Annotated in this window: 24 protein-coding genes; 15 read left to right on the top strand and 9 right to left on the bottom strand. The window is 52.4% G+C overall.

What is annotated here, in order from left to right:
• Positions 1-123: 123 nt before the first annotated feature.
• Both nadC and E1H13_RS24130 read right to left on the bottom strand, forming a co-directional pair.
• Entirely contained in the window at positions 124-1,008 is an 885-nt protein-coding gene (nadC, locus tag E1H13_RS24135; protein ID WP_206070976.1) for a carboxylating nicotinate-nucleotide diphosphorylase, read from the bottom strand.
• A gap of 5 nt (positions 1,009-1,013) precedes the next feature.
• Complete coding sequence (locus tag E1H13_RS24130) at positions 1,014-1,187, bottom strand: hypothetical protein (RefSeq protein ID WP_169617513.1); 174 nt, start codon at positions 1,185-1,187, stop codon at positions 1,014-1,016.
• A gap of 426 nt (positions 1,188-1,613) precedes the next feature.
• On the opposite strand from E1H13_RS24130, the gene E1H13_RS24125 reads away from it, so the two are divergent.
• Positions 1,614-3,932, top strand: coding sequence for an NACHT domain-containing NTPase (locus tag E1H13_RS24125; RefSeq protein ID WP_169617511.1), 2,319 nt, complete (start codon positions 1,614-1,616; stop codon positions 3,930-3,932).
• Between the two features lie 560 nt (positions 3,933-4,492).
• On the opposite strand, the gene E1H13_RS24120 is transcribed toward E1H13_RS24125, so the two are convergent.
• From E1H13_RS24120 to E1H13_RS24095, 6 genes are all read right to left on the bottom strand, one after another.
• Positions 4,493-4,978 (bottom strand): DUF4079 domain-containing protein, encoded by a 486-nt coding sequence (locus E1H13_RS24120; RefSeq protein ID WP_169617509.1) that lies wholly within the window; start codon positions 4,976-4,978, stop codon positions 4,493-4,495.
• Positions 4,979-5,034: 56 nt separating this feature from the next.
• Positions 5,035-5,559, bottom strand: a complete 525-nt coding sequence (locus E1H13_RS24115) for a DUF3122 domain-containing protein (protein ID WP_169617507.1) — start codon at positions 5,557-5,559, stop codon at positions 5,035-5,037.
• A 26-nt stretch (positions 5,560-5,585) separates the two neighbouring features.
• Positions 5,586-6,209, bottom strand: a complete 624-nt coding sequence (locus tag E1H13_RS24110; RefSeq protein WP_169617505.1) for a DUF3365 domain-containing protein — start codon at positions 6,207-6,209, stop codon at positions 5,586-5,588.
• 37 nt (positions 6,210-6,246) lie between these two features.
• On the bottom strand, positions 6,247-6,603 hold the full coding sequence (locus E1H13_RS24105; RefSeq protein ID WP_169617503.1) for a hypothetical protein: 357 nt from the start codon (positions 6,601-6,603) through the stop codon (positions 6,247-6,249).
• A 263-nt stretch (positions 6,604-6,866) separates the two neighbouring features.
• Positions 6,867-7,286 (bottom strand): CsbD family protein, encoded by a 420-nt coding sequence (locus tag E1H13_RS27510; RefSeq protein WP_240966825.1) that lies wholly within the window; start codon positions 7,284-7,286, stop codon positions 6,867-6,869.
• A gap of 105 nt (positions 7,287-7,391) precedes the next feature.
• Positions 7,392-7,574: a CsbD family protein gene (locus E1H13_RS24095; RefSeq protein ID WP_169617501.1), complete on the bottom strand. Its 183-nt coding sequence runs from the start codon at positions 7,572-7,574 to the stop codon at positions 7,392-7,394.
• 234 nt (positions 7,575-7,808) lie between these two features.
• Between E1H13_RS24095 and E1H13_RS24090 the strand changes: the two genes are divergently transcribed.
• The 9 genes from E1H13_RS24090 (at position 7,809) to E1H13_RS24050 (ending at position 13,722) form a co-directional block, all read left to right on the top strand.
• Entirely contained in the window at positions 7,809-9,401 is a 1,593-nt protein-coding gene (locus E1H13_RS24090; protein ID WP_169617499.1) for an IS66 family transposase, read from the top strand.
• 324 nt (positions 9,402-9,725) lie between these two features.
• On the top strand, positions 9,726-9,938 hold the full coding sequence (locus E1H13_RS24085) for a DUF2892 domain-containing protein (RefSeq protein WP_169617497.1): 213 nt from the start codon (positions 9,726-9,728) through the stop codon (positions 9,936-9,938).
• A 33-nt stretch (positions 9,939-9,971) separates the two neighbouring features.
• The gene (gene petC / locus E1H13_RS24080; protein ID WP_169617495.1) at positions 9,972-10,508 is read left to right on the top strand and encodes a cytochrome b6-f complex iron-sulfur subunit; all 537 of its coding nucleotides are present in this window, start codon (positions 9,972-9,974) and stop codon (positions 10,506-10,508) included.
• A 37-nt stretch (positions 10,509-10,545) separates the two neighbouring features.
• Complete coding sequence (locus E1H13_RS24075) at positions 10,546-10,899, top strand: rhodanese-like domain-containing protein (protein WP_169617493.1); 354 nt, start codon at positions 10,546-10,548, stop codon at positions 10,897-10,899.
• Positions 10,900-11,021: 122 nt separating this feature from the next.
• Entirely contained in the window at positions 11,022-11,951 is a 930-nt protein-coding gene (locus tag E1H13_RS24070; protein WP_169617491.1) for an alpha/beta hydrolase, read from the top strand.
• Entirely contained in the window at positions 11,948-12,358 is a 411-nt protein-coding gene (locus tag E1H13_RS24065) for a class I SAM-dependent methyltransferase (protein ID WP_240966824.1), read from the top strand. The genes E1H13_RS24070 and E1H13_RS24065 overlap by 4 nt, the downstream gene beginning before the upstream one ends.
• Positions 12,359-12,368: 10 nt before the next feature.
• Positions 12,369-12,827, top strand: a complete 459-nt coding sequence (locus E1H13_RS24060; protein ID WP_169617519.1) for a class I SAM-dependent methyltransferase — start codon at positions 12,369-12,371, stop codon at positions 12,825-12,827.
• Positions 12,817-13,293, top strand: a complete 477-nt coding sequence (locus tag E1H13_RS24055; RefSeq protein ID WP_169617489.1) for a rhodanese-like domain-containing protein — start codon at positions 12,817-12,819, stop codon at positions 13,291-13,293. Before E1H13_RS24060 ends, E1H13_RS24055 begins: the two co-directional genes overlap by 11 nt.
• A gap of 231 nt (positions 13,294-13,524) precedes the next feature.
• Positions 13,525-13,722 carry a hypothetical protein gene (locus E1H13_RS24050; protein ID WP_169617487.1) on the top strand — a complete coding sequence of 66 codons (198 nt, stop codon included), beginning with the start codon at positions 13,525-13,527 and terminating at the stop codon, positions 13,720-13,722.
• 203 nt (positions 13,723-13,925) lie between these two features.
• Here the strand turns inward: E1H13_RS24050 and E1H13_RS24045 are convergent, their stop codons facing one another.
• Positions 13,926-16,634, bottom strand: a complete 2,709-nt coding sequence (locus E1H13_RS24045) for an NACHT domain-containing protein (RefSeq protein WP_169617486.1) — start codon at positions 16,632-16,634, stop codon at positions 13,926-13,928.
• Positions 16,635-17,038: 404 nt separating this feature from the next.
• On the opposite strand from E1H13_RS24045, the gene E1H13_RS24040 reads away from it, so the two are divergent.
• Genes E1H13_RS24040 through E1H13_RS24025 form a run of 5 tightly spaced genes read left to right on the top strand, consistent with a single transcriptional unit; the run spans position 17,039 to position 19,658 of the window.
• On the top strand, positions 17,039-17,557 hold the full coding sequence (locus E1H13_RS24040) for a hypothetical protein (RefSeq protein WP_169617484.1): 519 nt from the start codon (positions 17,039-17,041) through the stop codon (positions 17,555-17,557).
• Positions 17,554-17,823, top strand: coding sequence for a DUF6544 family protein (locus tag E1H13_RS28370; protein ID WP_347404216.1), 270 nt, complete (start codon positions 17,554-17,556; stop codon positions 17,821-17,823). The genes E1H13_RS24040 and E1H13_RS28370 overlap by 4 nt, the downstream gene beginning before the upstream one ends.
• A 38-nt stretch (positions 17,824-17,861) precedes the next feature.
• Complete coding sequence (locus E1H13_RS24035; RefSeq protein WP_206070974.1) at positions 17,862-18,458, top strand: PspC domain-containing protein; 597 nt, start codon at positions 17,862-17,864, stop codon at positions 18,456-18,458.
• Positions 18,455-19,246 (top strand): type II CAAX endopeptidase family protein, encoded by a 792-nt coding sequence (locus E1H13_RS24030; RefSeq protein WP_169617482.1) that lies wholly within the window; start codon positions 18,455-18,457, stop codon positions 19,244-19,246. The genes E1H13_RS24035 and E1H13_RS24030 overlap by 4 nt, the downstream gene beginning before the upstream one ends.
• Before the next feature lie 10 nt (positions 19,247-19,256).
• A complete protein-coding gene (locus E1H13_RS24025; RefSeq protein ID WP_206070972.1) occupies positions 19,257-19,658 on the top strand; it encodes a hypothetical protein in 402 nt (133 codons plus the stop codon).
• Positions 19,659-19,715 lie beyond the last annotated feature (57 nt).

The raw sequence follows: 19,715 nt of genomic DNA, 5'->3' as shown, positions 1-19,715 counted from the left end.
TCAACTTCCCGGTGAGTATTTACACTCGGCTGGGGCCAGAATCTGAGGAACCTCCTTAGAAATGAGCGAACCGGGAGTGTTAAGCCGTTACCCTGATTGAACTGGTTCATAGTAAGTAGCTGACTACCTCACAATCCTCATACTCAAATCGAGCCAGGGGGAGCGGGTGATGGGGGCACTACTGGAAATATAGTCAACCCCGGTCAGGGCCATGGGTCGTAGGGTATCGAGGGTGACATTGCCCGAGGCCTCGATCTTGATGGTGGGGTTACCCTGGCGAATCCGCTGGACCGCTGCCTGCATGGTGTCCAAATCCATGTTGTCCAGCATCATGATCTCCACCCCACAGGCCAGGGCCTCGTCCACTTCTGCCAGGGTGGTGGTTTCCACCTCAATCGCCAGGGGGTAGGGCACACTCCGGCGCACCTGGGCCACGGCGGCCTGGATACCCCCAGCGACAGCAATGTGGTTATCTTTCAGCATGATGGCATCGTCTAGGCCCAGGCGGTGGTTCAGGGCACCCCCCACCCGAGTGGCATACTTCTGCAACTGCCGCAGGCCAGGGGTGGTTTTGCGGGTGTCCACCAACTGGGTGGGTAAATCCGCGATCGCCTCCACATACTCCCGGGTGGCGGTGGCAATGCCGCTCAGGCTCATGGCCAGGTTCAAAGCCACCCGCTCCCCCATCAGCAGGGCGTTTAGCGGGCCAGTCAGGTGGGCGATCGGGGTGCCCGCTGAGCAGGGGGTGCCTTCTGCCACTTTGGCTTCAAACTCGATGGCGGCATCCAGCAGCTGAAACACCCGGGCCGCGATCGGTAACCCAGCAATCACCCCGGGGGCTTTGGCCACCCACACGGCTCGCCCTGGTTTTTCGGCCATAGTCCCCAGGCCAAAGGTGGTCCAATCCCCCCGGCCCAGGTCTTCTTGGAGCCAGGCTTGCAGGTGGGGGTCAAGGGCGATCGCGGGAATCGGTAAGGGTAAAGGCACAGTCATCAAAGGAGAAACCAATCTGATTATCTAATGGGTTCGACCATCCCGGCGATCGCTCCCACATCATTACCCAGGGCACCGCCAAAGCTACCCGGTTCTATAGAGTCCCGCTGTATGTCAATCATCCACTGCAGTTGGGCCAGCAATCGTGGGATGTCGTCAACCTGTTTCGTGATCACGGTTAAGGGGGTATCCACAGCCCAAACTTAACCTCATGGGCTGACCTCATTTAAAAATGAGCGAACCGTAGGTTAAAGGGGAAAATCAAACACTACAGAAAAAAGAAAAAAGGCCTGAGAGGGAGAAATCAAACACCACAGAAAAAAGGCGCTAACATTAACTTTGTATAACCACTGCCTCGATCAATAGTCGTATAGCGTATGTTTAGGAGCTGAACCCCTTGTAGTCAGGTTGATACCTGCAAGCAAATTTGGATTTTCAAGATGCTCGAAGACAATTACTACAGTGATTCTCATTCGGGTGGGGTCCAGGTCAGTTTCCCAAACCTATGAACTCCAAGGCTTCCTTCAGTGAAGGTGTACTTCATGCGTTCATGAACCGCTATATCTCTGTTTGAATTGTTTGAATTCGTAATTATTGAAGGTGAGTCGACAGGTTAGGTTATGGCCAAGCGATCGCTAGAAGCCTCGTCCGCAGGTATTCAAGTGGCAAAGCGAGCGTTTGCGCTCAAGGGGTGGACCCAAGAAAATTTGGCGGCGGAGGTCAATCTCAAGACCCGTCAGCCGATCTGGCGATTTTTTACCGGGCAGCCGGTAGATCGTCAGGTGTTTATGGAAATCTGTCAGGTGTTGAATTTAGACTGGCGTGAGATCGCCGATAACCCGCCGGCAGAGTTTCCCGAGCCAGGGGAAAGTTTGGAACCACACCCGCTGACGATTGATGAACTGGTGACAGAGGTGCGATCGCAGCACTACGACACCATTCAACACCAGTGCGGCATTCTGCAACTGCTAGACATCAGACACCCCGTCAATATTGACGACATCTATGTAGATATCAATATTTTAGAAGCCGTTGCCAATCAGCAGTGTCTCGAGGTTTCTGCCCTCAACAATCTAGACCCTGCCGATTTTAACCGGATGGGGCTAGGGCTGATTGACCAGCCGCAGATCCCTGGCGTAGAAGCGGTAAAAAACTACGGCAAGCTGCGGGTGCTGGGTAAGCCGGGGGTCGGAAAAACTACCTTTTTGCAACACCTGGCCGTGCAGTGCAACCAGGGAGACTTTGCCCCCGACCAGGTACCCGTGTTTATTGCCCTGCGGGAGTTTGCCGAAGCCGCTAAACGCCAGGATGATTTTAGCCTGTTCAACTATATTCACCAAGCCCTGGTGCGATCTGGCCTCACCGACCCCACCCAGCTGGAAAGGTTGCTGATCGAGGGGCGGGTGCTGCTGCTGATGGACGGTATGGATGAGGTGCTAAACCAGGACATCAACGCCGTGATCAGAGAAATCCGCGCCTTTTCTGATCAATACCACCGCAATCGGTTCGTTGCATCTTGCCGCACTGCCGCCCAAAAACTTGCCCTGCACGGCTTTACCGATGTGGAAATCGCCCCCTTTAGCGATGACCAAATTGCCACCTTTGCCCAAAAGTGGTTTGTCGCCCTAGGAAACACCGCTACCCCCCAGGGACAGGCGATGGCGGCAGAGTTTGTCGAGAAACTTGATTCACCAGAAAACTGGCAGTTTCGCCAGCTGGTGGTGACACCCCTGTTTTTACACCTGGCCTGCTGGGTGTTTCAGGGGGAAGGGCAGTTCCCCAGCAAACGCACGGCGTTTTATAAACAGGGGCTAGACCTGCTGTTAGGTAAATGGGATGAGAGCAGAGGGGTGGAACGAGACGATATTTACCGGGGCTTTTTGCTGCCTCAAAAAATGAAGCTGCTGAGCCAGCTGGCTGCCGCCACCTTTGAGCAGGGGCAGTACTTTTTTGAGCAGCGCACCATCGAGCAATACATCGAAGACTACCTGCAAAATTTGCCGGGGGCGAGTCTAGAGCCCGAAGAACTCCAGCTCGAAAGCGAGGCCATGCTGAAGGCGATCGAGGCCCAGCACGGGCTACTGATCGAGCGGGCGCGGGGCATTTTTTCGTTCTCATACCTGGTATTTCAAGAGTATCTGACCGCCCGCAAAATCGTCGCCACCCATAACCTGCGAGCCCTAGAGCAGGCCCTGGGGGGGCTGGTCAGCCACATCACCGACCCCCACTGGCACGAGGTGTTTTTGCTCACCGCAGCCATGCTGCGCAGTGCTGATTCCCTGGTGCAGCTGATGAAGCAGGAGATCGATGCCCTGGTGGCCAAAGACCCCCACCTGCAAGATTTTTTGATGTGGGCTAGTCAAAAATCCCAGACCATTCCCCCCGAGCCCAAGCTAGCCACCACCCGCGCTTTCTACCTGGCCCTGGCCCAAAGCCCCCACACCGCCGACCAGTTTGCCCTGGCTAGCACCCTCGATCAGGGCATCTTTTTAGACGCGGCCTTAGAAAACTTGCTGGTGGAGTTTGCCCTGGACCACAGCCAGGATTTTGCCTATATGCATGCCTGTAGTGAGGCGCTCAATAACATTTTGGTAATGGCACTCGATGCCGGGTTTTACAAGTCGATTCAACAGCTGAAAGATCAACTGCCCGCCTCTCACCAAAGCCAGGAAAGCCTGCAAACCTGGTGGCAAGACAATTACCCAGCCTGGGTCAGTCAGCTTAAACGTTCCATCACGGAATATCGCAATATTCACCACCCCTGGGAGTTTAGCCCCGAGCAAGAGCAGGTGCTCAAGCGCTACTACGACGCCAACCAGCTGCTGGTGGACTGTTTGAATAGCAATTGCGAAGTGACCGAAACCATTCGCCAAGAGATTGAGGCGACGCTGCTGCTGCCTCAGAAGGAATTGGAGGAGCGGGAGTGGCAGGGTAATTGAGAAAATGGCTGGGTTGCAGCAAGACTTAGTTTGCGCCCAAACTAATTAGCCTGCTCTACTGCTTCAGTATTTGAAGCAGCGATTTCTGTGCCTAAACTAACCCGAAGCCTACTGAATTTCATATTGGACCAATTGAGTCAACTAATTTAATCCAGTAATCAAACATCCATCTATTACTGTAGGTCTGTAAATTATATAGGTCGTCTCATGGCTAAGAGATTGATCGGATCACCCAGCTTTTGCTATGCCCAACACGTAAGTTTTCTGGGGGGCGAAGGTTCTGTAAAAAGCCTCAAATATGAAGCTAAAACCTGGCTCTACATCATTGAAATGACGCCGGGACCAGAGCCAGACTTTGGCAGAGTTGGCGGAGAGACTACAGTATTGCTTAGCGAGGCCGATTTATATGCGACATGACCCCTGCCCAGATTCCTTAACAGGAGTTTTAATGGCCTTGGTTATTCTGTTGCAAAAGTACGCTTCAGCTAGGGCCTAGAATCTAGTCCCTGAGGCGGATGCAAACCGAACGACTTCGACTCTGGCGATTGGTCTAGATCGACTTATCCGGCACTATTGGCTGTCATTTGGCTGACAAGCTTTTGCACAATTTGTACACCTGTTATGGCCTGCCAGCCAAACAGTCCCAGCACCAGCAGGTTCAGCGAAACATGAACGCTGCGAACCCAAGTGTGCTTTTGCATAAAGGGCACCAGCGCCGCCGAAGTGGAAACTAGCCCGACAATGGCCAACCCGGCAAACAAGTGAGGACCAATGACAATCTTGCCGCTGTTGATATAGGTCACGGTGATGCCACCGATCGCTCCCATGACGATAAGCGCCAAAAATATAGAGCCAATTTGATGATGCCGAATCGCGAACCGGCCCTTGATCAGCTCTTTCTTGGACTCGCCCTCTGCCAGTCTTGTCCGTCGCACCTGCACTCCTAGGTATAGGGTGTAGAGCGCCAGGGCCAGCAAAATCCACATGATAACGGGGTGAAAAAAGCTGAGATAGGGCTTAAGCGCTGCCAGACTTTCTAAGTTCATGATGGTGTTTCCCAAAGTAGTTCTATGTGTCTTAAATGGATTGTCACGGTCTAAGATTATGTTGGCTCAGAGAGCGATTGCCATTCTTCAACCACCTCAGGCGAGACATTTAGCGTGATCTCAGCCTGGTCGAGGGTGGGAAGTGAAAGCTGTAGCGGAATCCCTAACTCTAGCTGCATCAAAATTGGCTGTAGGTCATACTCTGCCGCATTGAGTTCTGCCTGGGGTTTATCCGCAAACATTTCCTGAGATATATCGATGGCTGTCCATGTTTTGCCCAGCGAGTTAGTAAGCGTTAACGGTTGAGAATGATCAAGTTCTGCTGTGCCTGGAAACCCAACTAACCGCAGGTAGATAACCTCCGTATCGCCGGGGCGAATGCGTTTGAAGGCGATCGCTTGCCAGCGATTACCCTGTTGGTCTTTAAGGGTTTGGCGCGACTGATAGACCATCTGCCCTGGGGCCTCTTCTAGCTGGCGAAGGGCAGCCTGGGCTGGGGCGATCGCTACATTAATGATCACCATCAAAACCAGCATTCCCAGTAGGAGTGCTGAGCCAATGAAACGTAAAGTGTTCTTCATCTTCATCACGCTTAGATTCAGGTCAGTTAATTGACGGCATTTTGAATGGCCTGTTGAATCTCATCGGGGATGAAAACGGCATACATACCGCGCAGGTCGCCCACGTTAAAGTCGTAGGCTAAATCTTGAGGGTAGCCATCTTTGACAAACTGCGGGCGGCGATCTTTCAACCCATGACAGGCCAAGCAGCTCGCTTCTACGTCAATGCGGCGGTAGTAGCGGGTGCCGGTTTGATCATCCACAGTGGCTCTGCCCCAGAAACCAATCAGCTCTGGATCTTGGTCAAATTTAGCCAGGGCCATTTGGTCGTGGGGGTTGCTTGGGGCATGATCTGGATTGCGATATTTTTTCGCGACTTGTTTAACCTGCCAGCCATGCTCTTGGCTCAACTGCATAGCCCGCATCCCCACCGGGCGACAGACTTCTTTCATGGTTTGCATCGTGGGTATTTCGGTGCTGCCTTCCAGGGAAGAGGCTAACCCAGAGCGCATAGCATCCAGCGATTCAATTTCTTGAACGACCTGTACTAGCTGATTGGGGTTGGGGATGATGGGAGCAGCTGAGGCGGGGGTCGGATGCCAACCGATTAGCCCTAGGCTGACCGTAATCATCAGACCAAGACTCAGAATCAATCGGTGTAATTTCTGCATCGGTTCTTTCTCCTGAGATCAACGGATCTGACACAGGCTAAATCAAGCCAGGGCCTTTGTGACGCCAATCATGTTTCATGGTTAGCTTGCCGTCCTCATCTTCTGATAATTCCTGCATTTCATGGGCATGTTCTGCCACTTCCTGGGCAGCTTGCTCGCGCAGATCTCCGGGCACCTCGACGTACATTTCTGGCTCAATTGGGTAGTTATTGATCAATCCCTCCTGATCTACGGTGTAGCCATCTGTGGTGTGGCTGGATGCTTCGTTAGGCCCGTCATGGGGGGGGTGACCAAAATTCTGGCCTTCTCGATGCTGGCGGGCAGCAGATTCAGCCGGAATCAGGTGTGGGTCATAGTGGGGAATGTGCTTTTGAGAATCATGTTTGGTATTCATTGTCATGGTCCTTTGTCGTGTTGATCACACCGATCTCCTAAGTAGACATCCTTAACTAAACGATGCTATTGGGGTAGCTGGGGGGCGTCATCATCTGACGTGACGCCCCTTACAAATAATTAAGATTGCCCACTTGACGGAAGACAAGTTTCAAAAAGCTCCTATGTCAAGGCTTTTGACAATTTAAGCCAATCGATCCCCTGCCTAGAGACCAGTGCCTACCTCCTCAATGACTGACGTAATTATATGATGTCTAGGCCAGCTTAGTCAGGGCCTTGTGCTTGATTAAAGCAATCACTCACGTCATCTTCCAGACATTGCACAGCCTCACGGTTTCGCTTTCTCAAGTTTTTTCCATTAGGCTGATAGTTAGGGTTGTCAATGCTTTCAAGGATCGCCTCTTGAGTATTAGCTTCAAACTGCTTGGCTTTTCCGGCGGCCTGGGTTTTGAGATTGCCGGTCATATTACCAATCCCTTCCTGGGCTTGACCTTCAATCTGCTTAACCGTCGCTTTAGCTTGACTCATAGTCGCGACTAAAGCGTGTGGTTGGTCAATGCTGGGTGTGAATAAGGGGTTAGCCCAACTTTTCCCAGGGGCAAAACTAAAGGTGATAACTGCTGAGAGGATTACAACTAATCCAATAGTTATCAAGACTTTGCGAATCTGATGTAGCAAGATCATATTAATCTCCAGAAAATTCTTTGATTACTAAATCGGCAATGAAGGCTATGCTCCCTCCATCTACCAATACAATGGGAAAAACGAGATTGGCTATTGACGTAGGTTTTAGTCAATCACCTTCTTAACTTCATCCTTTATATTTTCGACCGTGTGTCGAACCTTTGCCTCTGCTTGCTTTTCTTGCCCCTCTGTCTGGGTCTTAGGGTCTCCTGTTAGATTCCCCACTGCTTCTTGAACGTTACCTTCAATATTTTTGACCGTGGCCTTGGCTCTATCTTCTAAGCTCATGATCTATTCCTCAACTGATGAAAGAATTATTTGAGCCGGCTTGAAATTTTATCCTGACAGGCTGTTGGTTGCTTCTTTGAGTGAATTGGATGAGTTGGTTGAGTTTGATATTAAACGTAATCAGGTAAGGGTTCACCTCCCCCCTGCCGTCAGGGCAATAAATTCTAGGTTTTTTTAAGTTCCATCGGGGTGGGGTGTGGGTCATACTAGCGCCTAACGACGCTCTTCTGACTCATGGCTCAACTCGACAAAGCCGACCTCGAACAGATGACAGACGACTACCTTCAGTCGTTGGAGCCAGAGCGGTTAGTGACGGTAGCGAAGAACCTACGAGCGCTGGCGGTGGAGCAACTAGAGAAACTTGAGGAAAGCTCAAAAACAAGTTCTCGCCCGCCGTCGTCAGACAGCCCTTATCAGTCAACACCGAAGCCCGACACCGAGACCTCACCCGTAGCCGCCGAGGCAGAATCGAGCGTGTTAGCGCCCTCAGCTGAAGGCTCATCAGAGGCGGGTGCTGTGGACCCTAAGTCCGACGAGGGCGCGCCCAGTGCTCCGCCGTCTTCGCCCGGCAGTAAAGGCTTTGGCCGTCGCTCGGCCGGCAAGCAACGGGGTGCTCAGGGGAAATGGCGAGATCAACCGTTAAAAGCGGAGCGGACGATTCCCCACTATCCAGAACGGTGTGCGGCCTGTGATGCGCCGTTAGGGGAAGAGCACCGTGACGCCAAACCCCATGGGGGATACTACCAATTTGAACTCAATCGCCAGGGGCAGGGCTTCAGCATTGAGTGTCAGTTACACCACTACTATGGGGCGAGCTGTAGCTGTGGGCATCACAGCCAGGCGCAGCCTGGTCAGGGGGAGTGCTCAGTGGTGACGGGGCGCAAGGTGCAATTGCAGTTGCAGGAGCAGGTGCTGATTGGGCCGATGCTGGCGACCTTTATCGCCAGTCTATCGGTACGCTATCGGCTGTCGCGGGTGAAGATCCAAGAATTTTTGTGGGACTGGGCTGGGGTTGCGTTGAGTATTGGCAGTCTAGACCGTAGCATTCGAGAGGCCGGGTTCGCCTGCCGTCCGGTGGTCGAGGTGTTAATTGAGGAGTTGCAAACCGCTGAGTTGCTCCATCTCGACGAAACCCCGTGGTACGAGTCGGGACGACTGTGCTGGCTGTGGGTAGCGCTGAGTGCCATCAGTGTGGTGTTCTTCATCGGCCCACGCACCAAGGAACGGCTGTTGCAGGTCATTTCTACCGCCTTTGTGGGCTGGTTAGTCACCGATGGCTATGGGGCTTACCGTTGGTATGACCACCGTCAACGTTGTCTGGCTCATCTGATTCGCAAGGCCCTCGCCCTGAGTCAGGCCGTCGATGCTGAGGCCCGGCAATTAGGTCAGTGGCTCCTCGAGGAGATGCGAGAGCTGATTCATGCCCTGGCCACGGCGGGTCACGATGACCCTGACGACCCCGGCACTCGACGCTTACAGCAGGTCGCCCTGCTGGCCACCGCCAGTGAGCATCCGAAGCTCAAGGCGCTGGCCAAGGAAATCCTCAATGACTGGCAGGCGGTGGTGGCCTTTGTCTCCCACCCTCACTTGCCGGTGACTAACAATGAGGCAGAACGTGCCCTCCGTCATGCGGTCATGGCTCGCCATATCACCCACGGCACGCGCTCTGCCGAGGGCAGTGAGGCCTATGCCGCCTTGCTCAGCGTGATTGAAACCTGTCGGCGTCGGAATCTATCCCCCTGGCCCTACTTGGCCGAAGTGATTGCGCTCAGACGCAAAGGTCTATCGGTTCCTCCGGTTCCGATGCCCTTACCTCAAGCCGCTTAAACCAGGTTGCTCAGCCAAGGGGGGGAGTGAACCTTTACGTAATCAGAGCCGTTTAGTAATAGCGCTCTAATGAAGATGAGGGGCCATCTTGAGGGCTAACGCTCCAGCGACTTACCAGGCGATCGCCCATCCACTCCTAAAAATCCTTATACAACAAGGGTTTGGCGGAATTAGCCTAGTCTATTTTACTTAACTTTAGTATTTTATAGCTATTTGGTTATATAATATAGATGGATTCACAAACCTATGCCGAGTGTCTGGAAAGTCGATACTTCATGACTAGACCAAGCGGCTTGAGTATTATTCAAAACTGGAGATTTTGCTATGAAAACGAATGTTGGTTCGCTGGATCGCGTGATCCGTTTACTGTTGGCGTCGGTGCTGTTTTATCTCGGTCTAGTCCTCTACAGTGGCTCTGCCCTGGGCATTGGTCTGAGTGTGGCGGCTGGCGTGCTGCTAGTCACCGGGCTAGTCGGCTTCTGTGGGCTCTACAGTTTGCTAGGCTTGCGCACTAGCCAGACCCGCGAACAAATCTAGGCCTGCGCACTTTTTTGAAAATCACTTAGAAATATGGATACGAGTCTTCCAATTGAAGCACCCTCCCTATCGCGGCGGCAGTTGCTTAACTTCTTGACCGGAGCCACCGTGGCCGCCACCACGGGGTCTGCCCTATATGTGGCGGGTAAAGTCTTTGTTCCCCCGTCTGAGAAAACAGGGCCGGGGGGAGCGATTCTGGCCAGAGATGCGCTAGGACATCTAATTCCCGCCACTCAGCTCCTGGTGGAGCCACCGGGAACCCGCGCCCTGGTCGCCGGTTTGGCGGGAGAACCCACCTACTTAATTGTCACTGAAGACAGCACCCTAGACAGCATCGGCATTGTCGATAACTGCACCCACCTGGGCTGTACCTTCCCCTGGAACCCGTTAGATCAGCAGTTTCAATGTCCCTGCCATGGGTCGCTCTATGCCCCCGATGGCTCGGTGGTGCGGGGACCAGCGCCACTGCCGCTCAAGATTGTGCGGGTCAACGTCAGTGATAACAGTATTTTGATCTCACCCTGGACAGCCACTGACCCCCGTACGGGCAAGCAGCCCTGGTGGGTATAGGCTCGCTCGATCGAACGCCCTAATTCTCCGGTATCCAATGACCCAGCCCTCTCAATCAACCCCAGCTGTGGTGGATCTATCGCCTACAGATCTGGCTCAAGCGCCCAATGATCCCCTGGTTATTGACGTGCGCAGCAGGCTAGAGTATCGCACTGGCCACGCCTCAGGAGCCCGAAACCTGAGTCTGCCTCGCATCCTGCTTGGCTTGGGGGTATCTCCCTGGTTTTTACCGCAGTGGTTTCGAGAACTTTCCCCTGATCAGCCCATTGCGGTGATCTGTTTGACCGCTCACCGCAGCCCCATTGCTGCAAAACAGCTGGTTAAAGCAGGGTTCACAACGGTCTACAATATTACTGGCGGTATGATCGAATGGCGGCGATTAAGTTTGTAGAGAGCTACACCTGTGAAATGTCTTGTGAAATGTCTGCTTTAACAATTTCTCCTAGTGATGATTGTTGAGAACATTACTTTTAGTAATTGAAATGATAGCCGCTTTAGTGTGGATTAAAACTAATGTTTATACCTCGCGGATTTGGCGAACGTTTTATTACGACTAGCCTAGGAAAAATGGTCTACTACACGGCTCAAGGAGAGCCATGGGGTGAACCTGCATCAAAAGAGAAGTTAATCTTTTTGCATGGTTTTGGCGGAGGATCTTCTGCCTACGAATGGTCAAAGGTTTATCCAGCTTTTGCCGCAGAGTATCATATCTTAGCGCCCGATTTAATTGGCTGGGGGCGCTCCGATCATCCCGCCCGCAGCTACCAGGCGGAAGATTACATCGCGATTATCATCGAATTCATGGAGCAGACCTGTCAGGGGGCTACCACGGTAATTGCCTCGGCTCTAACGGCAGCTTTTACGATTCGGGCGGCGATCGCCCGCCCTGACTTATTTAGGTCGCTGATTGTCACCACAGCCGCTGGCTTAGCTGAGTTTGGCGACGACTATCGCCAGAGTGGGTTCGCCCAGTTTGCCCAGTCAGTCAATATCCCTTTTTTCAACCAACTGTTGTACGGTGCGGGGGTCGCCAATAGTTTTGGCATTCGTAGCTTCTTAGAGCAACGCCAGTTTGCCGATGCATCGCGTGTTTACCCCGAAATCGTTGAAGCGTATCTACAATCGGCTCAGCAACACAATGCCGAGTATGCGGCGCTCTCATTTGTGCGGGGAGATCTGTGCTTTGATCTGTCGCAATACATCACAGAATTGACAGTACCGACCGCCATAATTTGGGGTAAGGGTTCTGAGTTTACAGACCCCGACATCGGTCGTCGGCTCGCTGCCATGAATCCCCAGTCCATCCGTCAATTTTGCTATCTAGATGACGTGGGCTTTACCCCCCAATTAGAGCAACCAGCGGTGACGATCGGCCTCATTCGCAAACTCCTACCTTTATTGGCGCAGGGCTTGACCGATAATCAGGAGGCAGAGGCATCATGACCAGCCCCATAACCAGTAGTGCCTGCTGGCACAATGGGTATAGACGGTTTTTGGCCTGGGGGATGGCCAAGGCTACTGAGGCAGATGAGCAGAGCATTAAGCTGCAAGATTGCTCCGACTACGCCACCATGGCAGACCTAAAACGATCGCTCTTGGGGCATTTGCAGGGGCAGGTGTTAGAAATTGGCCCCGGAGCTGGGACGAATCTGGCCTATTTCTCTACAGACATTCACTGGATTGGGGTAGAGCCAAACCTATTTACCCATCCCTACATTCGTCAAGCGGCTGAACGTCATGGACTGAAAGACATCCAGCTGCATGGTCAACCGGCTGAGCAGTTGCCGGTCGCAGATGGCACCCTTGATGCTGTGGTGAGTACCTATGTGCTGTGTTCTGTAAGCGGCTGAACGTCATGGACTGAAAGACATCCAGCTGCATGGTCAACCGGCTGAGCAGTTGCCGGTCGCAGATGGCACCCTTGATGCTGTGGTGAGTACCTATGTGCTGTGTTCTGTGACTGACATTGACACTACCCTCAAGGATATTCAACGGGTGTTGAAACCCGGCGGCAAGTTTGTTTTTATGGAGCATGTTGCCGCGGCCGATGGTACCTGTACTCGCACCGTTCAGGATGGGATTACGCCAATTTGGAAGACGGTGTTTGATCACTGCCATCCCAATCGAGAAACCTGGATAAACTTGGAAAAGGCAGGGTTTGCAACCGTAGACTATCAAACCTTTCGACTATCCATTCCAGTGGTTAGCCCCCATATGGCTGGGGTGGCAACCCGAACATCAATTGACCCTGAGGCTGAATTGACGCACAGCCACAGAAAATCTAGGCAACCTATTGCAGGAGATATCTATGATATTTAATCAGTCAATGCGAGCCGCAATGCTGGCCCTCGCCCTGGGAGTTTGTCTGTGGGTGGGGGTGGGGTCAGGCTTGGCCATGGCAGCCTCGCTGCCTGACACATCCCTGGAACTAAAAGCCGCAGTCGATCGCACCTTGACCGCTATTCCCCCTGGCTTCTACAAGGTGGACGACGTGGCGGGGCTCAAACGCCTGCAAGCCAACGCCCAGGCGCAGGTGGTGGATGTGCGTGAACCGGCGGAGTACGGGGCGGGCCATATTCCTGGGGCGATCAACATGCCGCTGCGCACCCTAGCCCAGCACCTTGACCAGATCGAGCGCGATCGCCCTGTGGTGCTGTACTGTTCGTCGGGCTATCGCTCGGCCATGGGGGTGGTGACGCTGCACCTGCTGGGCTATGACAACGTGCAGGGGTTTCCCCCCAGTCTTGCAGGTTGGCAGGCGGCGGGGGAAAGCATTGCCAAGTAATCACATCAGGACAGTCTAGAAACCGGGTTTCTGGGGCTGTGGGATGACTCTCGGTGATGCGAAGAAGAAACCCGGTTTCTGGCGGCGGCGAATGTTTTGATGGATGAGTTTTGATGCGTTGGCTGAGCGTAGGGTGCCGTGGAGTTGTCGAGGATGTTGGTCAGATGAACACATCCTATGGGCTGTAGGGATGGTCAGGGTATGATGGGAACAGTCTACTTGTGATTTGCTATGGCCCAAGCAACAGACGACAGAAGCGATTCTCAGCAGGTGATTGCTGAAATTCGGGAGCTGAAGCAGGAAGTCGAGCGGTTTAACCAAAAGTTTGACAACTACCAAAAAGCAACCCAATGGGTAGTACAGCTTGCCTTTAGCCTGATTGCTGCGGCAACGGTGACGGTGATTGTCTCGACCGTGTTGGGCCGGTAGCAACGGTTGACTTACCTGTAACAGGAACTCTGACAAAGTGGGTCTAGAAACCGGGCTTCTGGGGTATGGCAATGACCCTTGGCGATTCAAAGAAGAAACCCGATTTCTGGCGGCAACGAACTTTCTGTGAAATGGGTTTCGGCGCATTGATTGGGTGCAGAATGGTGCAGACTTTCCAGGGGATTGGCCAGTCGAAGGATATCCTACGGATTGAGCCCCAGTTGGTGCTTAAGCACTTCAGGTACCCCAATAGCTGAGTCAAGACCAATCACGCCATCCCAATTAGTCTCTTTATTCCAATAAATACCTTCTAGCTTTGCCCCAGTAAAGTCTGCATATCTTAAATTAGTATTGGCTAGGTTTGCAGCAAACAAGTTTGAATCTCGAAGATTAGCGTTTTCTAAGTTAAGAAAGCTAAGATTAGCAGACTCAAGATGCTGCCTACTGATATCTATACCTTTTAAATGTGGGCCAACAATCTTAATGAGTGCAGTTGGTGAAGTACATAAGCTATAGTTTATGAGTCTCAGGAATGACAGATAAGTCCAATCTTTATTCTTTAATTTTTCAGGATCTCCAAAAGGATAAAATCTTGGGTATTCAACATTTTTCAGGTTCTTAATACTTAAAATCAAGGCAAGCGAATTTAGTCCTGCAAATACATCTATATTCATGATTCCTAACTTCTCTCTAGGGCTTCCTGAAAAGGCTTCGAGTTGATGTTGCTTTCTTAGTGGAAAGTTCTCAGTCAAGGATTCAATAAATAAGCTATTCTCCCAATCCTGGTAAAAGCCATAGAGACGATTAAATAGTTTCTCTGTTGCTAAGCTCTTGTGCTGCATGAGAAGTTGAAGCACGAGTTCTAAGATTTCTGGGGTCAGCACATGGCAGCCCAGCAGGTCATACACGCCCCAACAAAACTCAGCGTCTTGGATGTCGTACTCGCGATTACGGCCTGGTTGGCACCAGTCGATTAGGCTTATGACGATGCGTTCGGCGCAGAGAAATTCGCCAAAGCTTTTATGGACAAACTCGATCGAGCCTTCGCCCTGACGACCCGACTGCATGTAGAAGGCAGCGAGGGCATTGCGGAGGGGAGTTTCATCGGTGGCGAGTTTTTTCTGGGCAGTTTCGAGGAATTGTTTGGCGGCGCTGTCCTGCTGAAGGCGTTGCTCGATCGCACCAATCCGCGCAAACTCCATACCTGACTGCACCACACACAGCCCCGCCTCCATCAAAATGCGGCGCAGGCTCTCGGTATCCAGTTCGGCAATGTCGCGATTAAGCCAGTCGGGGCGCTGTTGGGTGAGCACCCAATCCAGCGCGGTTTCGTAGATCAGCACCTTGGCCCTAGCGCCTTCGGCCCCCTCAAACATCTCTAGCCGCAGGGCACCGTCGCGGTGCATGGCCCCCAGTAGGTACAGTAACAGGGGTTCGCGGGCCAGCTCTTGCAGTTGCTCTGGCAGGCGCGGGTCTTTGAGAATGCCCTTCAGATAGTTAGGGTCTTGGCCGATAAGACGGCCCCATTTAACGAACCACTGGCTCTGTAGGTCGTCATCCATCGGCAAAATTTCGACCCGATCCAGGTTGGGGGGCAGACTGCGCTCAATGGGTTGCAGTGACAGGGTGCGGCCTGTAATCAGCACCCGGTGGTTCTTTTCGGAATTCCTCGCGCACTGTTCTTGAAACCGGCCCACCTGAACGAGAAATTTATCTAGCCCGCCGCTGGTGCGGCCTTCCATCAGCAGTTCGTCGAAGCCATCGAGGATGAAGAGAAAGTTGATGTTGCGATCGCTCAGCCAGCCAGGGTCAGTTTTGGCAAAGTCGCGATCAATTGCCTTGGCCAGCGTTTCCTCAAAATCGTTCGACAACACCGCCAGATCCCGCAGACGAATCAGAATCGGCGTCCATCGGGGGTGCTCGTGGCGGCGCACCCAGTCGGCAAACAGGCGGCAAAACACACTCTTGCCCCGCCCCGGCCCGCCCTGCACAAACATCACCTGGCCTGCCTTGGTCGGGTCGTTGAGGCACTGCTTGGCCCAGGCTTCCAGCACAAACGATTCTTTACTGTCGTTAGCTTCTCCTGCTGGGGTCAGTACTTGAGTCTTGAGGGGCACGTAGATGTCATTAAAGGTGAACGCCTCGGCAAAGACCGTTTCGTGGGGACGTGGGGCGATCGCCTCATCCAGATAGCTATCGATACTAAGGTACTTTTCAAACACCTGGTCGCCGCCCGTGCGGTACCACTCAGCCATGCGCTGGATAGAGGGGGCGGCATCGGCGATCGCAGTCCGCATATGTCGGTTTGTATTTTTGGCAATGGCTTCAGCCATTTGGTTGGCCTGCTCAGGTTTCGCCCCCAACTGCACCAGCCGAGCCTTGAGAGCGTCATTAAATGCGATCGCCAGCGCCGATTGATGAAAGTACAGAGTGGCAAAGCGGGCCTCTTTATCCGTTAGCTCAAAGTTGCCCAGGGCTGTGACTGCGGGGGTAATGGCCTGGGCCTGGGGTGTGCTGTCTTTGGCATTAAGCCACTGCTCCACCTTGGGATGCTGTTTGACGAACTCCCGAAAGCTTTCTAAATAGGCGGCTTGGCTAATCAGCGCGACGGACTGGGCTAGGGTTGGCTCCTTTTTAGTGGTCTCTAGGTAAAACTTCAGCAGGCCAGTGCCGATCGAGACAAAGGGCAGCGTTGCGCCCACCAGCTTGCCCAGGGGCGAGTTCAGCGCCTCCAGTAGCGAGTCGAGCTGGTTAACCAGCGGGGCTAGCTTTTGCACATTGGGGCCTTCTTCCGCCAGCACCTCTGCCAAGCCCAGCACCGCATCGGCGGCATCGGCAGCGCGATCAGCCGTATCGAGGGAAACCAGGTCGCGAATATCGGTGGTGAGAAAGGTCCAGAGGCGAGTGGCCATGGGGTGAGGGAGCAAAGTGGGAAGGATTTTCCCATAGCCTACTCCATATAGGATTAGCTAGTTCCATCTAGCGATCGCCTTGGCTCCAGATTGAGGATACTTAAGTGCCTTGCATAGACGGCTCACCTTCATCCTGGCACGTCTTCTTAATTAGTGACCGCTCCAAATTTAGATTTCATCCTATTTGATTAACTAAAATCTTACGTTCTATCTCGTAGTTCATCAACTCGTCCAAGAAATCAAACACAGCTTTGACAGAGTTGGAGATGTATGGATTGTCGAGGTTAGTGGCAGTAGGCTAACAAGCCTACTGCGATCAAGCAAAAGACAGATGTTTGATTTTACCTGATCCTCAAGAGATCGTTTTCGGAAAATCCTAATCCATAGAATTAGTAGCACAGGTTGTGAAATATAAGCTTTTATTTTTAGGGCTATCGCTCTTCCTGTATGGCGCAGCTCTTGCGCTACCTTGCCTTTTGTTCAATGTGGTTCCCATAGATGCTGTTGGGGTGGTTCCCTCTGACCCCAATGACGTTTATGCCATGAAGGGGATCGAACTAACTTTCTTTGGCATTATTGGACTGCTTTTTCTGCAAATTCCTGCGCTTGGCTGGTTGGCCAATCCAATCTATTGGTTGTGCTGCATCACGTTTATGGTGCAACGTTATCGGTTTGCAGCCATAGCTGGAATCGCTGCCGTTCTTATTGGTTTTGGCGGTACGTTTTCAGCTTTTTGGTTCAACTTGCCTGCTGATAGTGGCGGCGTTTCTGAATTTTCTCTGAGTCAACTCTTGTTTGGTTTCTGGCTATGGTTAGCGGCTCCTGGCTTAATAGCCCTAGCTGCTTTCATCGGTCTCTTAAAACAGCCAGCCCGATTAGCCACTAGAAGCGATCAAGAGAGGAGGCATAGATTAGAGCTATGAGAAATCAAAAGCTTTCCCTCGATGCCTTGTGGGAGTCAGCCATATCTCAGGAGCGCGTATTTAGCCCTAACGACGTTGCTCATTTGCCAGAAGCCGTAAGGCGGTATCTCGAACATACGATAGCACCTGGTACCGTCCTCGCCTCAGCCGTGCGCCTCAAAATGCACGGCGAAACCAAGCTCAAGAGCTGGAGTCCCTTCACCTGGAGCAGCAGGCGATCGCCATTCTCCCGGATTTATCGCGGCGATGCCCGTGAAGGAAGCTAGTTTGAGCGTATTCCATCCCGTTACTTAGGTTCTATATCTTGGCGTTTGTTGCATTTATCTTTTTATTGGTTGGCCCTGCGATCGCCACGATCGCATTTTTCCGACGGCTTTCGATCCGCTGGCACTTGTTTTTGTTGAGCCTTTGCGTTGTCTATGGAATTTCTCCGTTTCTCCTGACTTGGGGCGCATTTGGCTTGGCTAAACGCTTCGGGTGCTCGGCAGAAGCTGTCCGCTTTAGCTGTCCTTCTCCGGTTTGGCTAGGAGACGTTATTTCTGGGCTGGCGATGGCGCACTGGCTGGCAGTTTTGGCCATTCCATCGGCGATTTTAGGTGCAATCGGGCTGCTGATTTCTGGAATCTTACAGTACAAGCGCTCCCGAAATACAGCCAGCACTTCAGGAGAAACCCCTGCTGCTTTTTACCGGAGTCGCCGCAACAAAGTAATTGCAGGTGTCTGCTCAGCTCTCGCCCAGCGTTGGCATCAGCCCCTTTCAGGGATCCGGATTGTCACGGTTGTTTTAGCAATCGTCATCCCTGGATTTATTTTTCTGTACTTGTGGTGTTGGTTGGCGTTCCCAATCGAGCCGCGATTACAACAACAGCAAGTCTACGTCAAAGGAGATAGTGGAAAATGAGAAAACATCCTGTTACCTGGTTTTATATCCTGGCCTTTGGTATTTCATGGATTGGCATGGTATCAGTGGTCTTAGCCTCGCGAGATATTGCCCCATTTTACCGCACTTACTTCCTAGTTCTTTCCATCTTTTATGCCATTGGCCCTGCCCTTGCGGCTGTCATTGTGTCACAGGTAGCGCATGGTAAGAAAGGGGTTCAAAATTTGCTCAAGGGACTAATCCGATGGCGGGTTGGTTTAGTCTGGTACATCATAGCGATTCTGGGGCCTGTGGTTCTCCTCATTGCAGCGCAAGCCATCACGAAATTACTGGGTATGCCCGTAACTATTGCAGTGCCACAAGTCGTTCTATCTCCCTATATTATTTTCGGTGTCATGGTAAATTTCTTTGCCCATACCTGTGAAGAAATTGGGTGGCGCGGCTTTGCATTACCACGATTGCAGAAACGATATAATGCCTTCATAGCCACTCTGATTGTGGGTACATTGTGGGCTTTTTGGCATTTGCCGACTCTCTTTTTGGTCGGAAACCCGATGTCTGAGTACCCTTTCATCTGGCTCTTGATCATCGTAACCAATGCTTTTATCTATACCTGGATTTACAACAGCACTAAAGGCAGTATCTTACTTGTGGCACTTTTTCATGGTGCGCTGAATATATGGGGAGCATTTATACCTGGAGTGTCTCCTGTCGCCTATGCTTTTCTGAATGGTGCGGTGGCGATCATCTTGGTCGGAGTGTTTGGAAAAGCAAATCTATCCCGCCAAAAACGGGTTTGTGTGGACTAAGAATAGGTCAATGACACATCACAGTAAATCAGGCTTTGATCCGCGCCTGTTGGCATTCTTTGCCTTGGCGTTTGCTTGGTTGTGGATCTGCTGGCTGCTGTCTTCGGTTGTCAGCCCTCAGTTGCCCACCTTAGGTATGGCGCTGTTTATCGCGGGGAGTTTTGGCCCTGGTATCGCGGCGATCGCGGTGGTGAGGTACACCGGTGGCCAGGACGGGCTGTATCAGTGGCTTAGACGATCGCTGCAATGGCGGGTTGGTTGGGGTTGGTTGGCGCTCTCGTTTTTCTTGCCTCTGGTGGTCATGGGGCTGGCCGCCGCTGGACACATCGCCTTGGGCGGTACGATCGCCCCATCCCCTGCATCTGGGCATGTGCTGTTAGCCGTGGTGAATTTTAGACTTGTTGTGAAATAGTGCTCAGTCAGATTTGTCACAGGTGTCCGCTCTTCTCCCTCTGTTAAGCCGCCATCA

Source organism: Nodosilinea sp. P-1105 (assembly GCF_012911975.1).
Classification (GTDB): Bacteria; Cyanobacteriota; Cyanobacteriia; order Phormidesmidales; family Phormidesmidaceae; genus Nodosilinea.
The sequence above is the reverse complement of the archived record's forward strand: the minus strand, read 5'-3'. Positions and strand labels throughout refer to the sequence as shown.